Raw genomic sequence first — 17,596 nt, forward strand, 5'->3', positions numbered from 1 at the left:
CCCGGGGGCTTCTCAGGTACACTCCTCTCATGAAGCGTTTCGCGCTGTGCCTGCCGCTGCTGCTGGCGGCCTGTGGGTTCTCACCGGCGGTGCCGCCGTCGGTGGGGGACCTGCTGAGTGCGCCCACGGCCCTGAACGTGGGCGGGCAGGTCGTGACGCTGGAGTCCGCTTCGGCCAGCGGCGCCGGCGGGTTCGGGGTGAAGGTGCGCCTGAATTCCCGCGACGCGCTGCCCGCGCTGCGGCTGGACGGGGTGTTCGTGGTGAGCGGCACCGACCTGTGGAAGTCCCCGCTGCGCGCGGCGGGCGCACAGGGCAGCGCGTTCGGCCGGTCCGGCGCGGGCGTGCAGCCCGGCGAGACGGTGCAGATCGTGGTGCGCCTGCGGGACGCGCAGGGCCGCCCCTTGTGGCTGCGTGACGGCGAGACCCGCGTGGGCACGGCCCCCTGATCAGGACAGAGAAGCGCGGCCCGGTCATCACGTCCGGGCCGCGCTTCCTTGTGTGATCAGCCGGGCGTGACCACCCCGTCACGCACGCTGAGGTGATGGTCGGCCTGCGCGGCGATGTCGCGGTCGTGGGTGATCAGCACGACCGTGCGGCCCGCGTCGGCCGCGCCGCGCAGCAGCGCCAGGATGCGCTCGCCGGTGCGGGTGTCGAGGTTCCCGGTGGGTTCGTCGGCCAGCAACACGCCCGGATTCCCGGCCAGCGCGCGGGCGATGGCGACGCGCTGCGCTTCCCCACCGGACAGCTGGCTGGGCAGGTGGTCGGCGCGGCGCTCCAGGCCCACCAGGGCCAACAGCTCGCGGGCGCGCGCCTGCCGGTCGCGGGGGGACAGGCCCGCCAGCGTCAGGGGGAACTCGACGTTCTCCTGCGCGCTGAGGATGCTCACGAGGTTGTGGTTCTGGAACACGAAGCCGTAGTGCCGCAGCCGCAGGTCGGCGCGGCTGGTTTCACTCAGGGCGGTGAGGTCGGTGTCGCCGACCTGCACGTGGCCGGTGGTGGGCGTATCGAAGCCCGCCAGGAGGTTCAGCAGGGTGCTCTTGCCGCTGCCCGAGGGGCCGACGACGGCGGTCAGGCCGGGCGGGAAGGCGTGCGTGAAGGGCGCGAGGGCCTGCACCTGCCCGTCCCCGCTGGGGTACACGCGCGACAGGTTGTGAACGCTCAGGGTGGGCGTGGTGGCGCCTGTGGTCGCAGAGGCGGGCTGTGTGGCGGTCATGTCAGACCCTCCCGAGGGCGTCGGTGATGCTCAGGCGACTGGCGTTGCGGGCAGGAAGCAGGCCCGAGAGCAGCCCCAGCAGGAAGCTGATGCCCAGCGCGAGCAGCGTCAGGCGGGGCGTGAGGGCCGCCGCGTCGATCCCGGCGAGCTGCTGCGTGTACAGGTTCACGACCACGATGCCCACGAGGCCCAGCAGGACGCCGCCCACGCCGCCCACCAGCGACAGCAGCAGGGACTCGGTCAGGACGAGCGCGCGCACGAACGCGGGCCGCGCCCCGATAGCGCGCAGCGTGGCGAACTCGCGGGTGCGTTCGAAGACGCCCATCATGACGGTATTCGCGACCGCCAGTCCACCCACGATGAGCGCGATCAGGGAGATCCCGAAGCGCACGGCGTCGCTGATGCGCAGCGCCCGCTCGATGAACCCCAGGAAGTCCGACTGCGTGGCGGCCTCCAGGTTCAGGCGGTCACTGATGCTCGTGGCGACCGCGCGGGCCTGCCGGGGGTCGTTCAGTTTCACGGCGACCAGCGACACGCGGCCCTCGGCGCCCTCGCTGCGCTGCAGGGGCGTCAGCGGCATGAAGATGAAGTTGTCCACCAGCCCGGACTGCGGGGCCAGCACGCCGACGACCTTCACGCTGGCGCGCCGGTTGAGGTTCAGGGTGCTGCCCAGGCCCAGCCGCAGGTTCTGCGCGGCCTTGGCGCCCACGACGGCCGCGCCGGTCTGTTCGTCGGCGGGCAGCAGCAGGCGGCCCTGGGCGAGTGCCGTGTTCGGGAAGACCGCGCCGATCCCGCCGCTGGCGGGCAGGCCGTACAGCACGACGCTCTGGGTGGGGTCCAGGCCGCCCCGCACGGCCATCACGACCGGCGTGACCGTCTGGAGACCCAGTTCCGGCGCGAGCGCCTGGAGCTGCCCCACGGTGTCCTGCGGGAGGTTCGGGTGCAGCGCCAGTCCCTGCGACAGCGGCGTGAGGCTCAACTGGATGTCCGGGCCGATGCCGCCCAGTTCGCTGGTGAACACCTTGCGGATGCCCTCGCCCAGGGACAGGAAGATCACCATGCTGGCGACCGCCACCGTGATGCCCAGCGCGGTCAGGAAGGTGCGCACCCGGCGGCGGGTCAGGCCGCGCCACGCGAGTCGCCACAGGTCACTGGCTTTCATGAGGTTCAGGCTACCCGCCTGTACCCGGGACAGGTGGCATGCCCGCGTACAGAGCCCGCGCTGAACTCCATGAAACACCCAGCGGGTCCTCACGGGTGGCCGCTAGGGTCGGGGCACGATGCGCCGCACCTCTTTCCTTCTGAAAGCCTGTCTGCCCCTCATGCTGCTCGGCGCGGCGGACGCGCAGACGCTGCTGCCCCTGGATTCCCGCCCCGCCACGCGGGTGCTGCCCGCCCTGATCGGGGGCCTGCGGGGAGACGCGCTGCGCGTGCCGGAGGCGGCGCTGCTGGGCACGGCGACGCGCGGCGCGGACGCGGCGGCGCTGGGGGCGTGGCTGGACGCACAGCCGCGCACGGGGCCGCTGATTGTGTCCCTTGACGCGCTGGCGTACGGGGGGCTGGTGCAGTCCCGCACGAGCCCGCTGAGCGCGCCGGAGGCCCTGGCGCGGCTGGAGCCGCTGCGCACCTGGACCGAACGGACGGGCCAGCCGGTCTACGCGTTCGTCACGCTGCCGCGCGAGCCGGACGCCACCGACCGCGCGCGGAACCTGGAGGTGGTGCGCGCCGTGATCGGCTGGGCGCGCGAGGGCCGCCTGAAGGAACTGGACGTCACCTGGGACGACGCGCTGCCCGGCAGTCCCGCCCCGCAGGAGGGCGCCGCGCTGGCGCAGGGCGCCCCGGCGAACGTGCGCGTGTACCCGGGCGCGGACGAGGTGCTGTCCATGCTGACCGCCCGCGCCCTGGCCCCTGAGGCGGCGACGGTCCGGGTGGAGTACAGCGATCCCGCCGCGGCGCAGCAGGTCATGAAGTACGAGGGGATTCCGCTGACGCAGAGTGCCGCCAATCACGCCCAGGGCAGCGGGTTTCAGGTCGTGGACGGGAAGGCGGACCTGACGCTGTTCGTGTTCAACGGCGGTGACCCGCGCCGCGCGGCGCTGCGGGTCAGTACGCTGCTGCGCGCCGGGCGGGTCGCGGTGGCGGACGTGGCGCAGGTGAACCTCGGCAACCCACGCTTCTGGGCGGACCTGCGCACCCTGCGCCAGCACGCGAACCTTCAGGCGCTGGCGGCGTGGGGCACGCCGGGGAACAACCTCGGGACGGCGTTGGCGCACGCGAAACTGGCGCGCGGTGCCGATCCGGTCCGGCAGGACGCGCTCCTGGCCCGCGAGTTCGCGAACGACGTGATCTACAGCAGCGAGGTCCGCGCCCAGCTGCGCAAACTGATCCCGGAGGCGCAATTGAACAGCCCGCAGGCCCAGGCGACCCTGATGCGGCTGGCCGGGGAGTTCTTCCCGCTGCGGGTGGGCGACACCTACACCCTGGGGGAGGCGGCGCTGCCGTGGGGCCGCTCGTTCGAGTGGGACTTCACACTCGATCAGCAGCCCTGATCATTCCGCTGATCTGATCATTCGGCTGGCGGGTGGCGTTCGGTATCGCTGGGGCCGACGCTCAGAAGCAGGGCCGCGCCGATCACCAGGGCCGCGCCCAGGAGGGCCAGCACCGAGAGCCGCTCACCGAACAGCAGGGCGGCCAGGGTGGCGGCCACGACGGGTTCCAGGCTGGCGATCACGCTGGCGCGCGTGGCGGGCAGGTGGCGCAGGCCCCAGGAGTACGCGAGGTACGCGAGGTAGGTGCTGAATACGGCGATGGCGCCCAGGCTGCCCCACGCGCCGGGTGTCTTCTCCGTGAAGGTCACGAAGGGCAGCAGGACCACCGCCCCGACCGGCAGGGCCACGGCGAGCAGCGCGGGCGGCGCGTAGTGGGTGAAGAACGCCTTGCCGTACAGGTAGTACAGGCTGTACGTGAATCCGGCAGTCAGGCCCCAGGCGAGCGCGGCGGGCGTGACGGTCACGCCCTGCCCGCCGCCCAGGCTGATCAGGGCGATGCCGCCCAGCGTGCCGGCCACCGCCAGCAGTTCCCGGCGGCCCAGGCGTTCACGCAGGAAGGCCCAGCCCATCACGGCCACGAACGCGGGCGCGGTGTACAGCAGCACGCTGGCGAGGCTGGCGCCGCCCGCGCGGACGGCCAGCTGATACGACCCGTAGAAGATGCTCACGCCCGCCACGCCGAACGCGGCGGTGATCAGCAGGTCCCGTCCGCGCGGCAGGCGGGCGCGGGTGACGGCGGCGTGCGCGGCGTACAGTCCCCCGGCCAGGGCGGCGCGCCAGAAGGCGACCTCCAGCGGGTCCAGCCCGGCGGCCTGCGCCTGCTTGCCCAGGATGCCCAGCAGGCCCCACAGGACGGCGGCGGCCAGGATCATCAGGGGCGCGGGGATCGGCAGGGGGGCAGGCAGCGCCGGGCGGGGCGTCACGGCCGCACGTGGGGATTCAGGCGCCGCCACACGAACACGGTGGCGATCACGGTGATCAGCAGGCCCACGCCCCCCAGCGCGAGCAGGCCGATCCCCACGAGGTCCCGGGTCTCGCCGACCGGGGCGAGCGTGCCGCGCGTGTACGCCTGGGTGTCGCCGGGGGCAGCCATGACGTCCACCGGGACGGGCGCGTCGGCGCGGCCCGCCTGGAGGGCTGCCGGGTTCTGTGCGGTGGTGGGGCGCAGCACGCCGTCGCGCGTCAGGGGGGAGTACACGCTGTTCGTCACCCAGTAACCGTAGCGGCCCTCGGGCACGGCGGTCTGCACGATCAGGTTCGTGCCGGACACCTGCACGGTCGGCGCGGCCAGCGGGCGCTCGTTGCCCTGGGCGTCCACCTCGGTCAGGGTGCTGCCGCCCGGCGACACGCGCAGGTGGTACTGCCAGCCGCCGCCGCTGGTGCGCAGGCCACTGTCCCCCAGTGTCGCCTGTCCGCCCAGCGCGCCCTTCACGAAGATGTCGGTCACGCCCGCACTGAAACCCGCCGGGCTGTTCCAGGGGTTGCCCAGCTGGCCGTACGTGACGGTGAACTGCATGCCCTGCGGGGTGCCGCGGGTGTCCAGGGCGCGCAGGTCCAGCATGTCCTGGGTGAAGGCGGGGCGGGTGGGGAGCACGTACCCGCCGTCGCCACGGGCGTCCGCGGCGGGGTCGGTGAGTCGGGTCTGAGGGGCGAGCAGGGCCAGCACGCCCGGCAGTATAGAGGCGGCCATACGGCACAGAGGCGGGCCTACAGCCGCACGAGGTCGTCGCGGTGCACCGCTTCCGGACCGTACGTGTAGCCCAGCAGACCCTCGGTCGCGCTGGAGTGCTGCCCGGCGAGTTTGAGCAGGTCCGCCGAGGCGTAGCGGGTCAGGCCGCGCGCGAGTTCCGTGCCGTCCGGCGCCAGGATGCGGATGGTATGGCCGCGGCCGAAGCGGCCCTGCACGCCCGTGATCCCGGCGGGCAGCAGGCTCGCGCCGCGTTCGGACACGGCGCGGGCCGCCCCGGCGTCCAGGGTGACGCTCCCGGCGGCGATCTCCGCGAGAATCCAGCGTTTCCTGGCTTCCAGGCGCGACCCGGCAGCCAGGAAGCGCGTGCCGATGCTCTCGCCGGCCAGCAGGCGGGTCAGGACGTCGCGGGCGTCCCCGGGGGCGATCACGACCGGGGTGCCCGCGCGGGTGGCGATCTCGGCCGCCTGGATCTTGGTGTGCATGCCGCCGGTGCCCCGGTGTGACCCGGCCCCACCGGCGCGTGCCCAGACCTCGGGCGTGACGCGCTCCACGACGGGGATCAGGGTCGCGGTGGGGTCGCGTCTCGGGTCGGCGGTGTACAGGCCGGGCGCGTCGGTCAGGATGACCAGCAGGTCCGCCTCCACGAGGTTCGCCACGAACGCCGACAGGGTGTCGTTGTCCCCGACCTTCAGCTGTTCCAGCGCGACGGCGTCGTTCTCGTTGATGACCGGCATCACGCCGCGCGCCAGGCAGGTGTCCAGGGTGGTGCGGGCGTTCAGGTACCGCGTCCGGTCCCGGAAGTCGTCGGCGGTCAGGAGCACCTGCGCGACCGGCAGGCCGTACAGGTCGGCCAGCTGCGCGTAGGTGTGCATCAGGCGGCCCTGCCCGACGGCGGCCAGCAGCTGCTTTTCCGCCAGGGTCCGGTCGCGGGGCGGGAACCCCAGGGCCTCCCACCCGGCCAGCACGGCGCCGCTGGTGACGAGCACGACCTCGTGCCCGGCTTCGCGGGCGGCGGCCAGGGTGCGGATCAGGTCCACCATGCGGGGGCGGTGCAGGCGATCCGTGCCTGCCGTGAGGACGCTGGTACCGAGTTTCAGGACGACGCGCACGCGTCCCAGGATACGGGCGCGTTCCGTGTGACCGGGGCGGGCTGTGCAGTCCGGACCGGGTCACCCCCGGCGGGGAGGTGCGCGGGATGCGGCACACTGGGCGGGTGCCACGCGCCGCTCTTTCCTTCCTCCTGCTGACTCTGGCGGGTTTCGCGTCCGCCCAGACCTCGCCCGATCCGCTGGGGCCGCTGCGGGGCGTGCAGCTATTCCTGGCCGCCTTTCAGCCGCCCGCCACCGAGGGGTCGCTGCTGGCCACGGCGCGCCGCGAGGCGCTGGACTGGACCGCCACGCAGAACCTGTTCGCGGCGCAGGTCACGGACGGACCGAACCGGTTCCTGGACTGGCGGGGCAGCGCGGTCACGGGCGGCGGGCTGGTCTTCACGACGCTGCGCGCCGCGACGTACCCGCAGGGCAGCCGGGCGCTGCTGGTCCTGAACCGCGAGTGGTGCCGGGCGGGGACGTGCCAGCAGCGCACCACGTTCGGCTGGCTGGACGCCCGGGGCCTGAAGGCCGCGGCCGAGGCGGACGTGATCCAGGTGATCCGCGACGCGGACTTCCTGACCGGCGCCGTCCCTGCGTGCCTGCGCGGCGTGATGCTGGGCGTGCAGTACGTCCCGTCGCGTCGGGGGCCGACCCTGGCGATCCTGCCGGTCGTGCCGGACGCGGCCCGGCGCGCGTGCGAGGCAGCGGGCGTGAATCTCACGGCGACGCTGCGGACGCTGCGCATGGCGTGGGTGGCGGGCGCCGGGAAGTTCCGCTGGTGACCCCAGGGGCCGCGGCCGTCTCGGCGCCCGGCAGGGCAGGCACCCCCGGCTGCCACAGCGCCGGGGGTGCCTTCTGAATGGATTCAGCTGCGGTCAGCCCGAACGGGGTCCGGTCAGACGGCGTTCGCGCGGGCGTCCTGCGCGGCCAGCTGCTCGACCACGCCGCGCAGGGCGAGTTCGAACTCGGCGCGGTACTCGCCGGGCAGTTCCTCGCGGGGCTGGCCGGTCTGGGCGTCCAGGCCGGGCAGGGACTCCTTGAACTGCTGCCAGCCGATCGCCAGGGCGTACAGGTGGCGCAGCAGCCGCAGGGTGACGGGCGGGCTGTAGGGCATGTGCTGCACGAGGCGGCGCAGCTGCGCGTCCAGTTCACGGCGGAACTCCAGGCCCAGTTCTGGGCGGACGTTGCGCTCGAGGACCGTGCCGAGCAGCACGAGCAGGCGGCGCAGGGGCGTGAGGCTGTCGGCCGAGTCGAGCAGCACGTCGGTCACCTGCTGCGGCGTGCGGGGCTGCCGTTCGATCAGCAGGTCGCTGGTGCGGGCGATCCACTGCCCGAGGTGCTCGCTGAGCAGCGCCAGGAACAGTTCTTCTTTCGTGTCGAAGTACAGGTACAGCGTGCCCTTGGCGAGTTTGGCCTCGCGGGCGACCTGGTTCATGCTGAGTTCGGCGTAGGTGGTGGTGGTCCACAGGCGCTCGGCGGCACGCAGGATGTCGTCGCGGCGCTGGTTCTTTTCCTCGGCGCTGCGTGCGCGGGCGGGTCGGATGGTCTCGGAGGGCATCAGGCTAGACCATAGCTTTGTGAGTTTTCTGACGCTGTGAAGCACTTCACGGTATCCTCCCCCAGGGGGTCAAGGACACCCCCAGATGCCCCCATCACGTCAGGGAACGCTATGCTGGGCGGGATGCCCTCCCATACGGGAAGCGGCCCGCTTCGCGACCCCGCCCCCACTCAAGGACCCCTGTCCGCTGGACCCGACGATGACTGATCCCCTCCCCCACCCCCTGGCGCTGCCGGGGAAACCCCGCGCGGACCAGGTGACCCGGCAGGTCCGCGCCGATCTGAGCAGCTGGGATTTCCAGCCTCACCTCGTGAGTGTCCTGGCGTCCGGCGACCCGGCCAGCCGCGTGTACGTGGACAGCAAGGCCCGGCAGGCCAAACGTCTGGGCGTGCGTTTCACCGTGCGCGACCTGGGCGCGCAGACCACCCAGGAAAAGCTGCACGCGACGCTTCACGCGCTGTCCAGCGATCCGGACGTGCACGGCATCATGCTGGAGTTGCCGCTGGCCACGCCACTGGACGCGGACGCCGCGCTGCTGCACCTGACCGCCCGCAAGGACATCGAGGGCCTGAGCCCCGCGAACCTCGCCCTGATCGCCGCCGGGCGCGAGAGCGAGGCGCTGCTGCCACCCACGCCCCGCTCGATCCGCTTCCTGCTGCGCGAGGCGCTGGGCGACGACCTGCGCGGCGCGCGGGTGGCCGTGATCGGGCCGGGCCGCACGGTGGGCCGCCCGCTGACGTTCATGCTGAACAACCGCGGCGTGACCGTCACGCTGTGCAACGAACACACCCGCGACCTGGGCGGCGTGCTGGCCGCGCAGGACGCCGTGGTGATCGCCGTGGGCCGCGCGGGGCTGCTGCGCGCACAGCACGTCCAGCCGCGTCATGTGGTGATTGATGCCGGGATCAACGTGCCAGCGGACGGCAGCGGCGTGGTGGGCGACGCGCAGGCGAACCTGCCGGTGCGCGCCCAGACGCCCGTGCCCGGGGGCGTGGGCCCGCTGACGAGCGCGCTGATGTACCAGAACCTCGTGCGCGCCGTGAAGTTGCAGCGCGGCGAACCGGTCGAGTAACTGCTGAACGCCGGTGGGACACCCGGGCGGCCAGCCCACGGGTGCCCACCGGCGTTCACTCCTGCGGGCGCCTCTCCAGAGCGATCTGGACCTCGGTCGGCGTGAAACCCACGCTCTGATACAGGCGCTGCGCGTGGTAGTCCGGGTCGGCCACGATGACCAGCGTGCGGGTGCCCAGGTGCTCGCGCGCCCACTCGCCCGCGTGGTGAACCAGGGTGCCCGCCAGGCCGCGCGAGCGGGCGTCCGGGTGAGTCTCGACGCTCTGGTAGCGGGCCACGCCGTCCCCCGCGTCGAAGATGCCCAGGCCCGAGAGCATCTGCCCGTGGTCGTCGAAGGCACCCAGGACCGCGCCGTGCCCGGCGGCCTGCGCGGCTCGGTACGCGGCCAGCTTGCGCCGGGCGAACACGCGGTACCCGTCCGGCTCGTGCCCGTGCGGGTCGGCGGCGTTCACCGCCTCGCGCAGGGCCAGGGCGCGGTCCCAGTCGGGGCCTTGCAGCACCCGCAGTTGCGCGTCGCGGTTGAGGCGGCAGGGCGCCTGCGTGCGCGCGGCAGTCAGGACCGTGTCGGCCCGCACGTCGTACCCGGCGGCGCGCCACTCGTCGGCCACCGGGCCGCTCAGGGCTGTACCGGGCACGTCCACGCCGAACACGCGGTGCGCGGCCTGCGGATGCTCACGCCTGAAGGCCGCCTCCCACACCGGGAGGTCACCGGGCGCGGGCGGCGCGGGCATCAGCAGGAAGTTCCCCCACCAGAACGTGGGGTTCGCGGGCGACCGGACGACCGTGCTGTCCGGGAGGACCTGTACGAGGCTGCCCTCCTGGCGACGCAGCGCGACGTCCGTGAAGTAACCGAGGGACCGGGTCATGCCGCCCAGGCTAGCGGGCCGGGTGGCGGGCACGCCTGCGCCATCTGGCGCACCACCGTCCGGGTCAGGGCGTGTCGGCTGTCTGGCTGGCGCGGTACTCGGCCAGCGCGCGTTCCTCGGCGGGAATGCGGATGCCGAGCAGCAACGCGGCGTTCAGGAGCGTGTACGCGAGCGCGGTGCGCCACGCGCCCACCGCCAGTGGGGCCGTGGCGATTTCCAGCGCGACCACGGCGTAGTTCGGGTGCCGCAGGTACCGGAAGGGGCCGCCCGTGACGCGCTGCCCGCCGGGCACGATCAGGATGCGGGTGTTCCAGTAGCGTCCCAGCGTGCGGATCACCCAGTAGCGCAGCGGCTGCGCCAGGATGAACAGCGCCAGCGCCCACGGGTTCACGCGGCCCCGCCCGGCGCGGCCCTCCAGCAGGGTCAGGAGCATCCAGGTGGGGTGCAGCACGAAGAACAGCGGGTAGTGCGACTGGCCGTACTCCCGCGCGCCGTGCTCGCGCGCCCAGCGTTCGTTCGAGCGGGCGACGCGCAGTTCCAGCAGGCGCTGCACGACCAGGAACGCGAACAGCCAGCCTGCCGTGGTGCGGGCCTTCACAGGTCCCCCCGCAGCAGCGTGTCGGCGGCGTCGTCGGCGTCCAGGTCGCCCCGAGCGACGCGGGCGTACAGGTCGCGGCCCAGCTCACGCGCGCGCCTCAGCAGGCGCTCCTGCACCAGGGTACGGACCTCCAGCGCCGCTCTCGCCTCGCGGCGGCGTTGCAGGCCCTCATCGCCCAGGTGCGCGCGGTGCGCCTCGACGGCCGCCACGACCGCCTTGGTGCCCTCGCCCTTCGCGGCGACAGTGCGGCGGATCGGGGCGAACCAGGTGTGCTCGTCGTGCGCGCCGAGGCCCTGCGCGGCCATCAGTTCACGGACAGTGCGGTCCGCGCCGGGCAGGTCGGCCTTGTTCACGGCGATCACGTCCGCGATCTCCATGATCCCGGCCTTGAAGGCCTGCACGCCGTCCCCCCCGGCAGGCGTGAGCACAAGCAGGGTGTGGTCGCAGGCGGCCGCGACGTCCACCTCGGACTGCCCGACGCCCACCGTCTCGAGGATCACCCAGTCGAAGCCCGCGCCTTCCATCAGCGCGAGGACACCCAGGGTGCGTTCGGACAGGCCGCCCAGCGCCCCCCGGCTGGCCAGGGACCGCACGAAGACCCCCTCGTCGGCGTGGTGCCGCAGCATGCGGATGCGGTCCCCGAGGATCGCGCCGCCGCTGTAGGGGCTGCTGGGGTCCACGGCGAGCACCGCGACCCGCTGCCCCCGCTGGCGCAGGAACGCGATCAGGGCGTCGGTCAGGGTGCTCTTGCCGCTGCCGGGGCTGCCGGTCACGCCCAGCACGACCGCGCGCGCGCCGCGTTCCCGGGCGGCGCGCAGCAGGGGGCGCGCCGCGGGCAGGCCAGCCTCGGCCAGGGTCACGGCGCGGGCCAGGGCGCGCAGATCCCCGGCGCGGTAGCGGTCCAGCAGCGGACCCGGTGGGGGCGCGAAGGGAGCGCTCACGGACTCCCCCGGTCAGGTGTGGGCAGGTGAGGGTGCATGTCCCTTCACCCTAGCGCACCCGCCCCGCCCCTTCCGGGAGGGGGCTACCGGGCATTCAGCCGTGCAGGACGCGCAGCACGTCCGCCGCGCCGTAGCCGGGCGTCCAGTCGCTCAGGGCGCCCAGTGCGTCGCCGCTGGTCAGCAGGCCGGGTTCGGTGAGCCCGCCGCGCTGCACCTGGGCGTACCCGGCGTCGGCCATCAGGGCGTTGCACAGGCACTTGCGGCCCTGCGCGGCGGCAGCGTCCCCACCCTTCGACACGAACGCGGCGACAGGTTCGGCCGGGCAGCGCCAGCCCACCCGGCCGGATTCGGTCTGGTAGGCCTCGCGCAGGTACCCCAGGTCGCACACGCGCTCGCGGGCGGCGTACACATCGGGCTGCGAGAGGGTGCCGGGCAGCGTGACCACCTTGAACGGGAAGCCCGTGGGCGACGCGAGGGGATCGGTGAACACGTCCAGCGCCCCGGACTGCGCGCGGGTCAGGACGTCGGCTTTCAGGTCGGCCCACAGCCCGGATTCCTGCGCGAAGGCGAACAGGGTGCCCACCTGAATCCCGGCCGCGCCCGCCGCCAGCGCGTCCCGCAGCGCCCCGGGGGTGCCGCAGCCGCCCGCCAGCCAGAACGGCAGGCCCAGGGCGCGCATCGCGGGCAGGTCCACCTCGTCCCGCTCGCCGTACACGGGCTGCCCCCGGTCATCCAGCGTCAGCGGGCCGCGCGGGGGCGCGTTGTGCCCACCCGCCGCAGGCCCCTCCACGATGAAGCCCTGCACCGGCCCGCTCGCCTTGCGCGCCAGCACCCCGGCCAGGACGTGCGAGGACACGATCGGGTAGAAGTCCGGGCGGGCCAGCAGGTCGGGCCGCAGGCCGAAGTCGGCCGGGTCGAAGGTCAGGGTCAGCCCTTCGCCGCCCCTCACGTCCACCCGCAGACTGGCGGGCCGCCCCGCCGCGAACGCGTCGAGGATGCCGGGGATATCGCGGGGAATCCCGGCGCCCATGATCACGGTCCCCACCCCGGCCAGCATCGCCCCGTACAGTGCCGGGAGCGTGTGCAGCTGCAACTTCGTCAGGAGGTTCAGGCCCACCGGGCGGTCGTGGCCCTCGCGGGCCAGCGTGACCTCGACGTACGCGCCCAGCAGCGTCATCACCCAGGCGTCACGGTGCCGCCCGGCGGTGGGCAGGGGCAGCCGGGCGTACGCCTCGCCGGGCGCGCGGCCCTCCGGGCGGAAGTACCGCTCCAGGCACGCCTGCACCAGCGCCGGTTTCGGGAAGGCCGCCAGTGCGCGGCGCACCTCGCCCCCCGGGTCGCCGTCCTGCAGGCGGCGCAGCAGCACCGTGTCGATCCCGGTGCCGGACACCACGCCCAGCCCACCGTTCAGGCAGACCGTGCGGGCCAGCCGCCAGTCGGACACGGCGATGCCCATGCCCCCCTGAATGACACGTGGCAGGTGAGGCTCAGGGGCATGAACGTCAGGCTGGGCGGTGATCACCTTCGTGGTGATCGGCTGGATGGTGGTCGGCTGGTCGGTCATGCGCGGTCTCCCCGCCGCAGCGGCCCCGTGGGCCAGTCCGTCCGGCCCCTCCCCCGCTGCGGCACTCACGCCCCCAGCCTGCGCCCGCCCGGCGTGCCCCCCGGCGACCCTGGAACGCCGTGCAGGTTTGCACCGTGTCCCGACCTGCCGGGCATACCAGCGGCCGGCACGTTCACAGGGCAGAGGGCCCAGGCTTTGACCCCTGGACCCTCTGACCCCTGGACGTTCCGACCCGTTACGGCGCCTGTCCCAGCACGTCGTCGGCCTCGGTGGCCTCCAGCAGGTTTTCGAGGTGCGCGTCGTCGTTGAAGCCCAGCAGCATGCCACTGCCCTCGCCCAGCAGGACGCGGGTGATGCTGGTATTGGCGACGCTCAGGCGCGCCCAGGCGTTGGCGGGCACGCCGCCCAGCGCGAGGCCCACGGCGACGCGCACGACGCCGCCGTGCGTGAACACCAGCACGCGCTGCCCCGGGTGGCGTTCGCGCAGGGCGCCGAAGGCCGCGCCGCTGCGGGCGTACAGGTCCTCCATGCTCTCCCCGCCGGGGCGGCGGGTGCTCCAGGGTTCGGTGCTCAGGGCGCCCAGGTAGTCGGGGTAGCGTTCGCGGATCTCGCTGATGACCAGCCCGGACAGTTCGCCGACGTCGATCTCACGCAGACCCGGGTCGCGCTGCGCGGGCGGCGCGCCGGTGAGGCGTTCGGCGACGATCTCGGCGGTGCGGGCGGCGCGCGCGAGGTCGCTGGTGTACACCGCGTCGAAGTGCTGCCCGGTCAGGCGTTCGGCGAGGCTGGCCGCCTGAAGAATGCCGATGTGGCTGAGGGGCACGTCGGCCTGGCCCTGGTAGCGGCCGTCGGCGTTCCAGGTGCTCTCGCCGTGCCGCACCACCCAGAATTCGGTGGCGGTGGCGCGGTCCGGCGCGGCGAATCCGGTGGGGGCGAGTCGCTTCGTCAAACGGCTCCCGTGAACGTGACGCCCTGGCCTTCCACCATCTGCCCGATCACCCAGGGCTGCTCCCCGGCCGCCTTCAGGGTGTCCAGCGCGGCCTGCTCCTGCGCGGCGGGGAGGATGAACAGGAATCCGACGCCCATGTTCAGCGCGCGGAACGCCTCCTGGCGGGCGACCTGGCCGCGCTGCACGATCAGTTCGAAGACGGGCGGAACGGTCCAGCTGGCGGTATCGATCTGCATGCCGATGCCCTGCGGGAACACGCGGGGCGGGTTGTCGATCAGGCCGCCGCCGGTGATGTGCGCCATGCCGCGCACGTCGATCCCGGCGCGTTCCAGGGCGTCGAAGGCGTGCAGGTACGCGCGGTGCGGCACCGGCAGGACCTGCGCGAGGGTCTGACCGTTCAGGTCGTCACGCGCCTCCTGCCAGTCGAGGTCGTCCAGGGCCATGCGGGCCAGCGAGAAGCCGTTGGTGTGCAGGCCACTGCTGGGCAGCGCGAGGACGGTGTCCCCGGCCTGGATGCGGCTCCCGTTGATCAGTCTGGGCCGGTCGACGACGCCCACGATGGTCCCCACGATGTCCAGTTCGCCATCCACGTACACGCCGGGCATCTCGGCGGTCTCGCCGCCCAGCAGGGCGACACCCAGCGCCTCGCAGGCCTGCGCGGCCCCGGTGACGACCTCGGCGACGCGCTCGGGGAGCAGTTTGCCCATGGCAACGTAATCCAGGAAGAACAGCGGGCGGGCGCCCTGTACCAGGATGTCGTTCACGCAGTGGTTGACGATGTCGCCGCCCAGCCCCGTGAAGGTGCCGCTGCGCACCGCGACCTTCGTCTTGGTGCCCACGCCGTCGGTGCTGGCGACGAGCACGGGATCGTCCATGTGCCCGAACGCGGCGCGGAACAATCCGCCGAAACCGCCCAGGCCGCCCAGGACGTTGGGGGTGTGGGTGCGCGCCACGGCGCCTTTCATGAGTTCCACCGCGCGGTGTCCCGCGTCGATGCTGACGCCCGCCCGTTCGTATGCCGACGCCTGGGCGCCCTGGTCTTGCTTGGTCATGAGCCTCCTGCATCCACCGTGCGGTGGACTTCGGGCGTTCAGTTTACCCGAGTCCGCGCGCCGCGCGTCTGCGCCGGATCAGGGCGCGTCCAGCCGCGACGCCTGCCACGACCGCCGAGAGGATCACCATGCCCCACAGCAGCCGCTCACCGCTCTCGGAGAGCCACACCACGAGCGCCGTGACCGGCAGCGCCCCGGCGGCGGTGGCCAGCATGAACGGCCGGAACTTCATCCGGGCCGCGCCCGCCACGAGGTTCATCACGTCGGCGGACAGGATCGGCATCAGGCGGATCATCAGGACGCCCTGCGTGCCGTGCCGTTCGGTGAACTCGTGGACTTTCAGCCGGGTGCGTTCCCCGACCAGCGTGCGGATCAGCGCGTTGCCGAGCGCGCGGCCCAGCCAGTACCCAGCGGCGGCACCCAGCAGGGTCCCCAGGTACACGATCAGGAAGCCCTCGTAGGGGCCGTAGGCGCGGGCGGTCACGGCGGTCAGCACGAGCGCGGGCAGCACCGGCAGCACCGCCTGCAGGACGAACCCGGCGATGAGGGCCAGCGGACCCGCCCAGCCCAGCCCGTCCACGAACGCGCGGGTGACGGCCGGGTCGCGGCTGGTCAGCGCGGCGAAGGCCGTGACCAGGAACGCCCGCACGTCCGGCAGCAGGCCCACCCCGATCACCAGGGCCAGGGCGGCGCCCAGGATCAGCCAGCGCAGGGAACGGGAGGGTTGGCGGGCGGCGGTCATCGGGCCACAGTGTAGGGGCGGCGGGAGTGAGTTTCGCCCCGCGAAAGTTGGAGTGCGTTCACACTCGCGTGGGGCCCGCGAGGGGCACCTGCAGTCCGTCGTACGCGAACGCCCAGCCCGGCGGCAGAAGGTGGGTGCGGCGGACATCCACCCCGTGCGACAGGTGCGTGAGGATCACCTGCCGCGCCGAGCGCGCCCAGGGGAGGGCCAGCGCCTCGCGGACGTCGTACACGCTGCGGCCGCTGTGTGGGGCGTCGCCCTCATTCTCGAAGGAGGTGCCCAGCGCCAGGAGGTCCAGCCCCGTCAGCCACGCCTGCGCGGTGTCCGTGGGCACATCGATGGCGTCGGTGATCACGGCGGCCCGCCAGTCCGGGGCGTCCAGCCGGATGGCGTGGCTCTCGCCATTCGCGCCGTGCGGCACCCGGAAGAGGCGCAGGGTCACGTCGCCGACCTTCACGCCCGCGTCCGGGATGGGCTGCACCGGGGACCCGCCCAGGAAGGCATACGGGAAGCGGTCGGCCAGGGCCGGGACGACCTCCGGCGGGGCATAGATGCGGAGTTTCCCGCCCGCGTAGCGCACGTAGTCGAGCAGGTCGCCCAGGCCCAGGATGTGGTCGTTGTGCGCGTGCGTGATGAGCACCACGTCCGGCACCAGCGGCCCGGGCAGGCGGGCCAGCGCGGCGTGGGTGTCCGGGCCGGCGTCGAGCAGCGCAGTGCCCTCGCCGCCGGGCAGCGGCACGCGCAGCAGCGTGGCGGTGCGGCCCCGGCGGTTCACGCCGCCCGCGCGGGCCTCCTGGCACACGGGGCAGGCGCACCAGAAGCGCGGCACGCCCTTGCTGTCGCCGGTGCCCAGGAACGTCAGGGAGGCGTGGGGGGTACCGGGATTCACGCGCGCATCAGGTCGCGGGCGGCGCGGGTCAGGTCGCCGCTGCCCGCCAGACTGCTGCCGACGAGCACGGCGTCGGCCAGCTCCCGCACGCTGGCGAGGTCCTGCGGGGTGCGGTAGCCGCTCTCGGCGACGAGCACGCCCGTGAACCCCGCGTCGCGGGCGCGGCGGATCAGGCGCGGACTGACCTCCAGGTCGATGTGCAGGGTGGTCAGGTCGCGGTTATTCACGCCGATGATGGGCGCGCCCGCCGCGAGCGCGATATCCAGTTCACGCTCGTCGTGCACCTCCACCAGGGCGTCCAGGCCCAGGTGATGCGCCATACGCAGATACTCGGCGGTGGCCTCGTGCAGCACGCTGACCATCAGCAGGGCCGCCGACGCGCCCCACTCGGCCGCCTCGCGCAGCATGGCGGGGTGCACCACGAAATCCTTGCGCAGCGCGGGAACCGTGACGCCGCCCACCACGTCACGCAGCGCCTGCGCGGTGCCGTCGAAGTGACGCGGTTCGGTCAGGACGCTGATCGCCCGCGCGCCGCCCGCCTCGTAGGCCCGCGCGGCCTCCAGCGGCTCCAGCGGCGCGATGGCACCCTGGCTGGGGCTGGCGCGCTTGACCTCCGCGATCAGGGACAGACCCGGCTGGCGCAGGGCCGTCTCGAAGCGGTGGGTGCGGGCGCGGGCCCCACCCAGGGCCGGGTCGGCGGCCGCGTAGTCGGCGGCGCGTTCGTGCACGATGCGGCCCAGCACGCCGGGCACACGGTCGAGGTGAAGCGTCACGGGGGCGGTGTCGTCACGGGCTGACATCCGCGTGAGCATAGCGCGGGGTT

19 protein-coding genes are annotated in these 17,596 nt (G+C 73.4%); 4 read left to right on the plus strand and 15 right to left on the minus strand.

The features are described 5' to 3' along the window. Positions 1-29 precede the first annotated feature (29 nt). Positions 30-446 carry a hypothetical protein gene (locus SY84_RS02465; RefSeq protein ID WP_046842673.1) on the plus strand — a complete coding sequence of 139 codons (417 nt, stop codon included), beginning with the start codon at positions 30-32 and terminating at the stop codon, positions 444-446. A 56-nt stretch (positions 447-502) separates the two neighbouring features. Here SY84_RS02465 and SY84_RS02470 read toward each other — a convergent pair whose 3' ends face one another. Together SY84_RS02470 and SY84_RS02475 are read right to left on the minus strand one after the other, a co-directional pair. After that, complete coding sequence (locus tag SY84_RS02470) at positions 503-1,213, minus strand: ABC transporter ATP-binding protein (protein WP_046842674.1); 711 nt, start codon at positions 1,211-1,213, stop codon at positions 503-505. A 1-nt stretch (position 1,214) separates the two neighbouring features. Continuing rightward, a complete protein-coding gene (locus tag SY84_RS02475; RefSeq protein WP_046842675.1) occupies positions 1,215-2,375 on the minus strand; it encodes an ABC transporter permease in 1,161 nt (386 codons plus the stop codon). 118 nt (positions 2,376-2,493) lie between these two features. On the opposite strand from SY84_RS02475, the gene SY84_RS02480 reads away from it, so the two are divergent. Beyond that, on the plus strand, positions 2,494-3,762 hold the full coding sequence (locus SY84_RS02480; RefSeq protein WP_046842676.1) for a DUF4127 family protein: 1,269 nt from the start codon (positions 2,494-2,496) through the stop codon (positions 3,760-3,762). Positions 3,763-3,779: 17 nt separating this feature from the next. Here SY84_RS02480 and SY84_RS02485 read toward each other — a convergent pair whose 3' ends face one another. The 3 genes from SY84_RS02485 to proB are packed head-to-tail and all read right to left on the minus strand — an operon-like array spanning position 3,780 to position 6,561. Further along, a complete protein-coding gene (locus SY84_RS02485; RefSeq protein WP_046844875.1) occupies positions 3,780-4,634 on the minus strand; it encodes a DMT family transporter in 855 nt (284 codons plus the stop codon). Positions 4,635-4,681: 47 nt separating this feature from the next. Further along, positions 4,682-5,428 (minus strand): glucodextranase DOMON-like domain-containing protein, encoded by a 747-nt coding sequence (locus SY84_RS02490; protein ID WP_245621384.1) that lies wholly within the window; start codon positions 5,426-5,428, stop codon positions 4,682-4,684. Between the two features lie 41 nt (positions 5,429-5,469). Then, the gene (gene proB / locus SY84_RS02495; RefSeq protein WP_046842678.1) at positions 5,470-6,561 is read right to left on the minus strand and encodes a glutamate 5-kinase; all 1,092 of its coding nucleotides are present in this window, start codon (positions 6,559-6,561) and stop codon (positions 5,470-5,472) included. A gap of 104 nt (positions 6,562-6,665) precedes the next feature. On the opposite strand from proB, the gene SY84_RS02500 reads away from it, so the two are divergent. Next, entirely contained in the window at positions 6,666-7,325 is a 660-nt protein-coding gene (locus tag SY84_RS02500; RefSeq protein ID WP_046842679.1) for a hypothetical protein, read from the plus strand. Between the two features lie 113 nt (positions 7,326-7,438). Here SY84_RS02500 and SY84_RS02505 read toward each other — a convergent pair whose 3' ends face one another. Next, on the minus strand, positions 7,439-8,101 hold the full coding sequence (locus tag SY84_RS02505; protein ID WP_046842680.1) for a TetR/AcrR family transcriptional regulator: 663 nt from the start codon (positions 8,099-8,101) through the stop codon (positions 7,439-7,441). 199 nt (positions 8,102-8,300) lie between these two features. Here SY84_RS02505 and SY84_RS02510 point away from each other — a divergent pair, with 199 nt between their 5' ends. Then, positions 8,301-9,173 carry a bifunctional 5,10-methylenetetrahydrofolate dehydrogenase/5,10-methenyltetrahydrofolate cyclohydrolase gene (locus tag SY84_RS02510; RefSeq protein WP_046842681.1) on the plus strand — a complete coding sequence of 291 codons (873 nt, stop codon included), beginning with the start codon at positions 8,301-8,303 and terminating at the stop codon, positions 9,171-9,173. 55 nt (positions 9,174-9,228) lie between these two features. Here SY84_RS02510 and SY84_RS02515 read toward each other — a convergent pair whose 3' ends face one another. The 9 genes from SY84_RS02515 to trpC form a co-directional block, all read right to left on the minus strand. Further along, positions 9,229-10,038 carry a GNAT family N-acetyltransferase gene (locus SY84_RS02515; protein ID WP_046842682.1) on the minus strand — a complete coding sequence of 270 codons (810 nt, stop codon included), beginning with the start codon at positions 10,036-10,038 and terminating at the stop codon, positions 9,229-9,231. Positions 10,039-10,102: 64 nt separating this feature from the next. Beyond that, complete coding sequence (locus tag SY84_RS02520) at positions 10,103-10,636, minus strand: isoprenylcysteine carboxyl methyltransferase family protein (RefSeq protein WP_046842683.1); 534 nt, start codon at positions 10,634-10,636, stop codon at positions 10,103-10,105. Continuing rightward, positions 10,633-11,577 carry a methylmalonyl Co-A mutase-associated GTPase MeaB gene (gene meaB, locus SY84_RS02525; protein ID WP_245621385.1) on the minus strand — a complete coding sequence of 315 codons (945 nt, stop codon included), beginning with the start codon at positions 11,575-11,577 and terminating at the stop codon, positions 10,633-10,635. Before meaB ends, SY84_RS02520 begins: the two co-directional genes overlap by 4 nt. 94 nt (positions 11,578-11,671) lie before the next feature. Further along, the gene (locus tag SY84_RS16975; protein WP_281174740.1) at positions 11,672-13,141 is read right to left on the minus strand and encodes a nitronate monooxygenase; all 1,470 of its coding nucleotides are present in this window, start codon (positions 13,139-13,141) and stop codon (positions 11,672-11,674) included. 235 nt (positions 13,142-13,376) lie between these two features. Next, positions 13,377-14,090, minus strand: coding sequence for a histidine phosphatase family protein (locus SY84_RS02535; protein WP_046842684.1), 714 nt, complete (start codon positions 14,088-14,090; stop codon positions 13,377-13,379). After that, positions 14,087-15,142, minus strand: coding sequence for a phosphoribosylformylglycinamidine cyclo-ligase (gene purM, locus SY84_RS02540; protein ID WP_046842685.1), 1,056 nt, complete (start codon positions 15,140-15,142; stop codon positions 14,087-14,089). Before purM ends, SY84_RS02535 begins: the two co-directional genes overlap by 4 nt. Positions 15,143-15,185: 43 nt before the next feature. Next, on the minus strand, positions 15,186-15,884 hold the full coding sequence (locus SY84_RS02545; RefSeq protein ID WP_046842686.1) for a TVP38/TMEM64 family protein: 699 nt from the start codon (positions 15,882-15,884) through the stop codon (positions 15,186-15,188). A 58-nt stretch (positions 15,885-15,942) separates the two neighbouring features. Then, positions 15,943-16,773 (minus strand): MBL fold metallo-hydrolase, encoded by an 831-nt coding sequence (locus SY84_RS02550; protein WP_046842687.1) that lies wholly within the window; start codon positions 16,771-16,773, stop codon positions 15,943-15,945. Beyond that, a complete protein-coding gene (trpC, locus tag SY84_RS02555) occupies positions 16,770-17,573 on the minus strand; it encodes an indole-3-glycerol phosphate synthase TrpC (RefSeq protein WP_046842688.1) in 804 nt (267 codons plus the stop codon). The genes SY84_RS02550 and trpC overlap by 4 nt, the downstream gene beginning before the upstream one ends. Positions 17,574-17,596 lie beyond the last annotated feature (23 nt).

This window comes from Deinococcus soli (ex Cha et al. 2016) (genome assembly GCF_001007995.1).
GTDB lineage: Bacteria > Deinococcota > Deinococci > Deinococcales > Deinococcaceae > Deinococcus > Deinococcus soli.

Coding starts and splice junctions, on each gene's coding strand:
- SY84_RS02465 (WP_046842673.1), top strand. CDS start 30: ATGAAGCGTTTCGCGCTGTGCCTGCCGCTGCTGCTGGCGGCCTGTGGG.
- SY84_RS02470 (WP_046842674.1), bottom strand. CDS start 1,213: ATGACCGCCACACAGCCCGCCTCTGCGACCACAGGCGCCACCACGCCC.
- SY84_RS02475 (WP_046842675.1), bottom strand. CDS start 2,375: ATGAAAGCCAGTGACCTGTGGCGACTCGCGTGGCGCGGCCTGACCCGC.
- SY84_RS02480 (WP_046842676.1), top strand. CDS start 2,494: ATGCGCCGCACCTCTTTCCTTCTGAAAGCCTGTCTGCCCCTCATGCTG.
- SY84_RS02485 (WP_046844875.1), bottom strand. CDS start 4,634: ATGATCCTGGCCGCCGCCGTCCTGTGGGGCCTGCTGGGCATCCTGGGC.
- SY84_RS02505 (WP_046842680.1), bottom strand. CDS start 8,101: ATGCCCTCCGAGACCATCCGACCCGCCCGCGCACGCAGCGCCGAGGAA.
- SY84_RS02510 (WP_046842681.1), top strand. CDS start 8,301: ATGACTGATCCCCTCCCCCACCCCCTGGCGCTGCCGGGGAAACCCCGC.
- SY84_RS02515 (WP_046842682.1), bottom strand. CDS start 10,038: ATGACCCGGTCCCTCGGTTACTTCACGGACGTCGCGCTGCGTCGCCAG.
- SY84_RS16975 (WP_281174740.1), bottom strand. CDS start 13,141: ATGACCGACCAGCCGACCACCATCCAGCCGATCACCACGAAGGTGATC.
- purM (WP_046842685.1), bottom strand. CDS start 15,142: ATGACCAAGCAAGACCAGGGCGCCCAGGCGTCGGCATACGAACGGGCG.
- SY84_RS02545 (WP_046842686.1), bottom strand. CDS start 15,884: ATGACCGCCGCCCGCCAACCCTCCCGTTCCCTGCGCTGGCTGATCCTG.
- trpC (WP_046842688.1), bottom strand. CDS start 17,573: ATGTCAGCCCGTGACGACACCGCCCCCGTGACGCTTCACCTCGACCGT.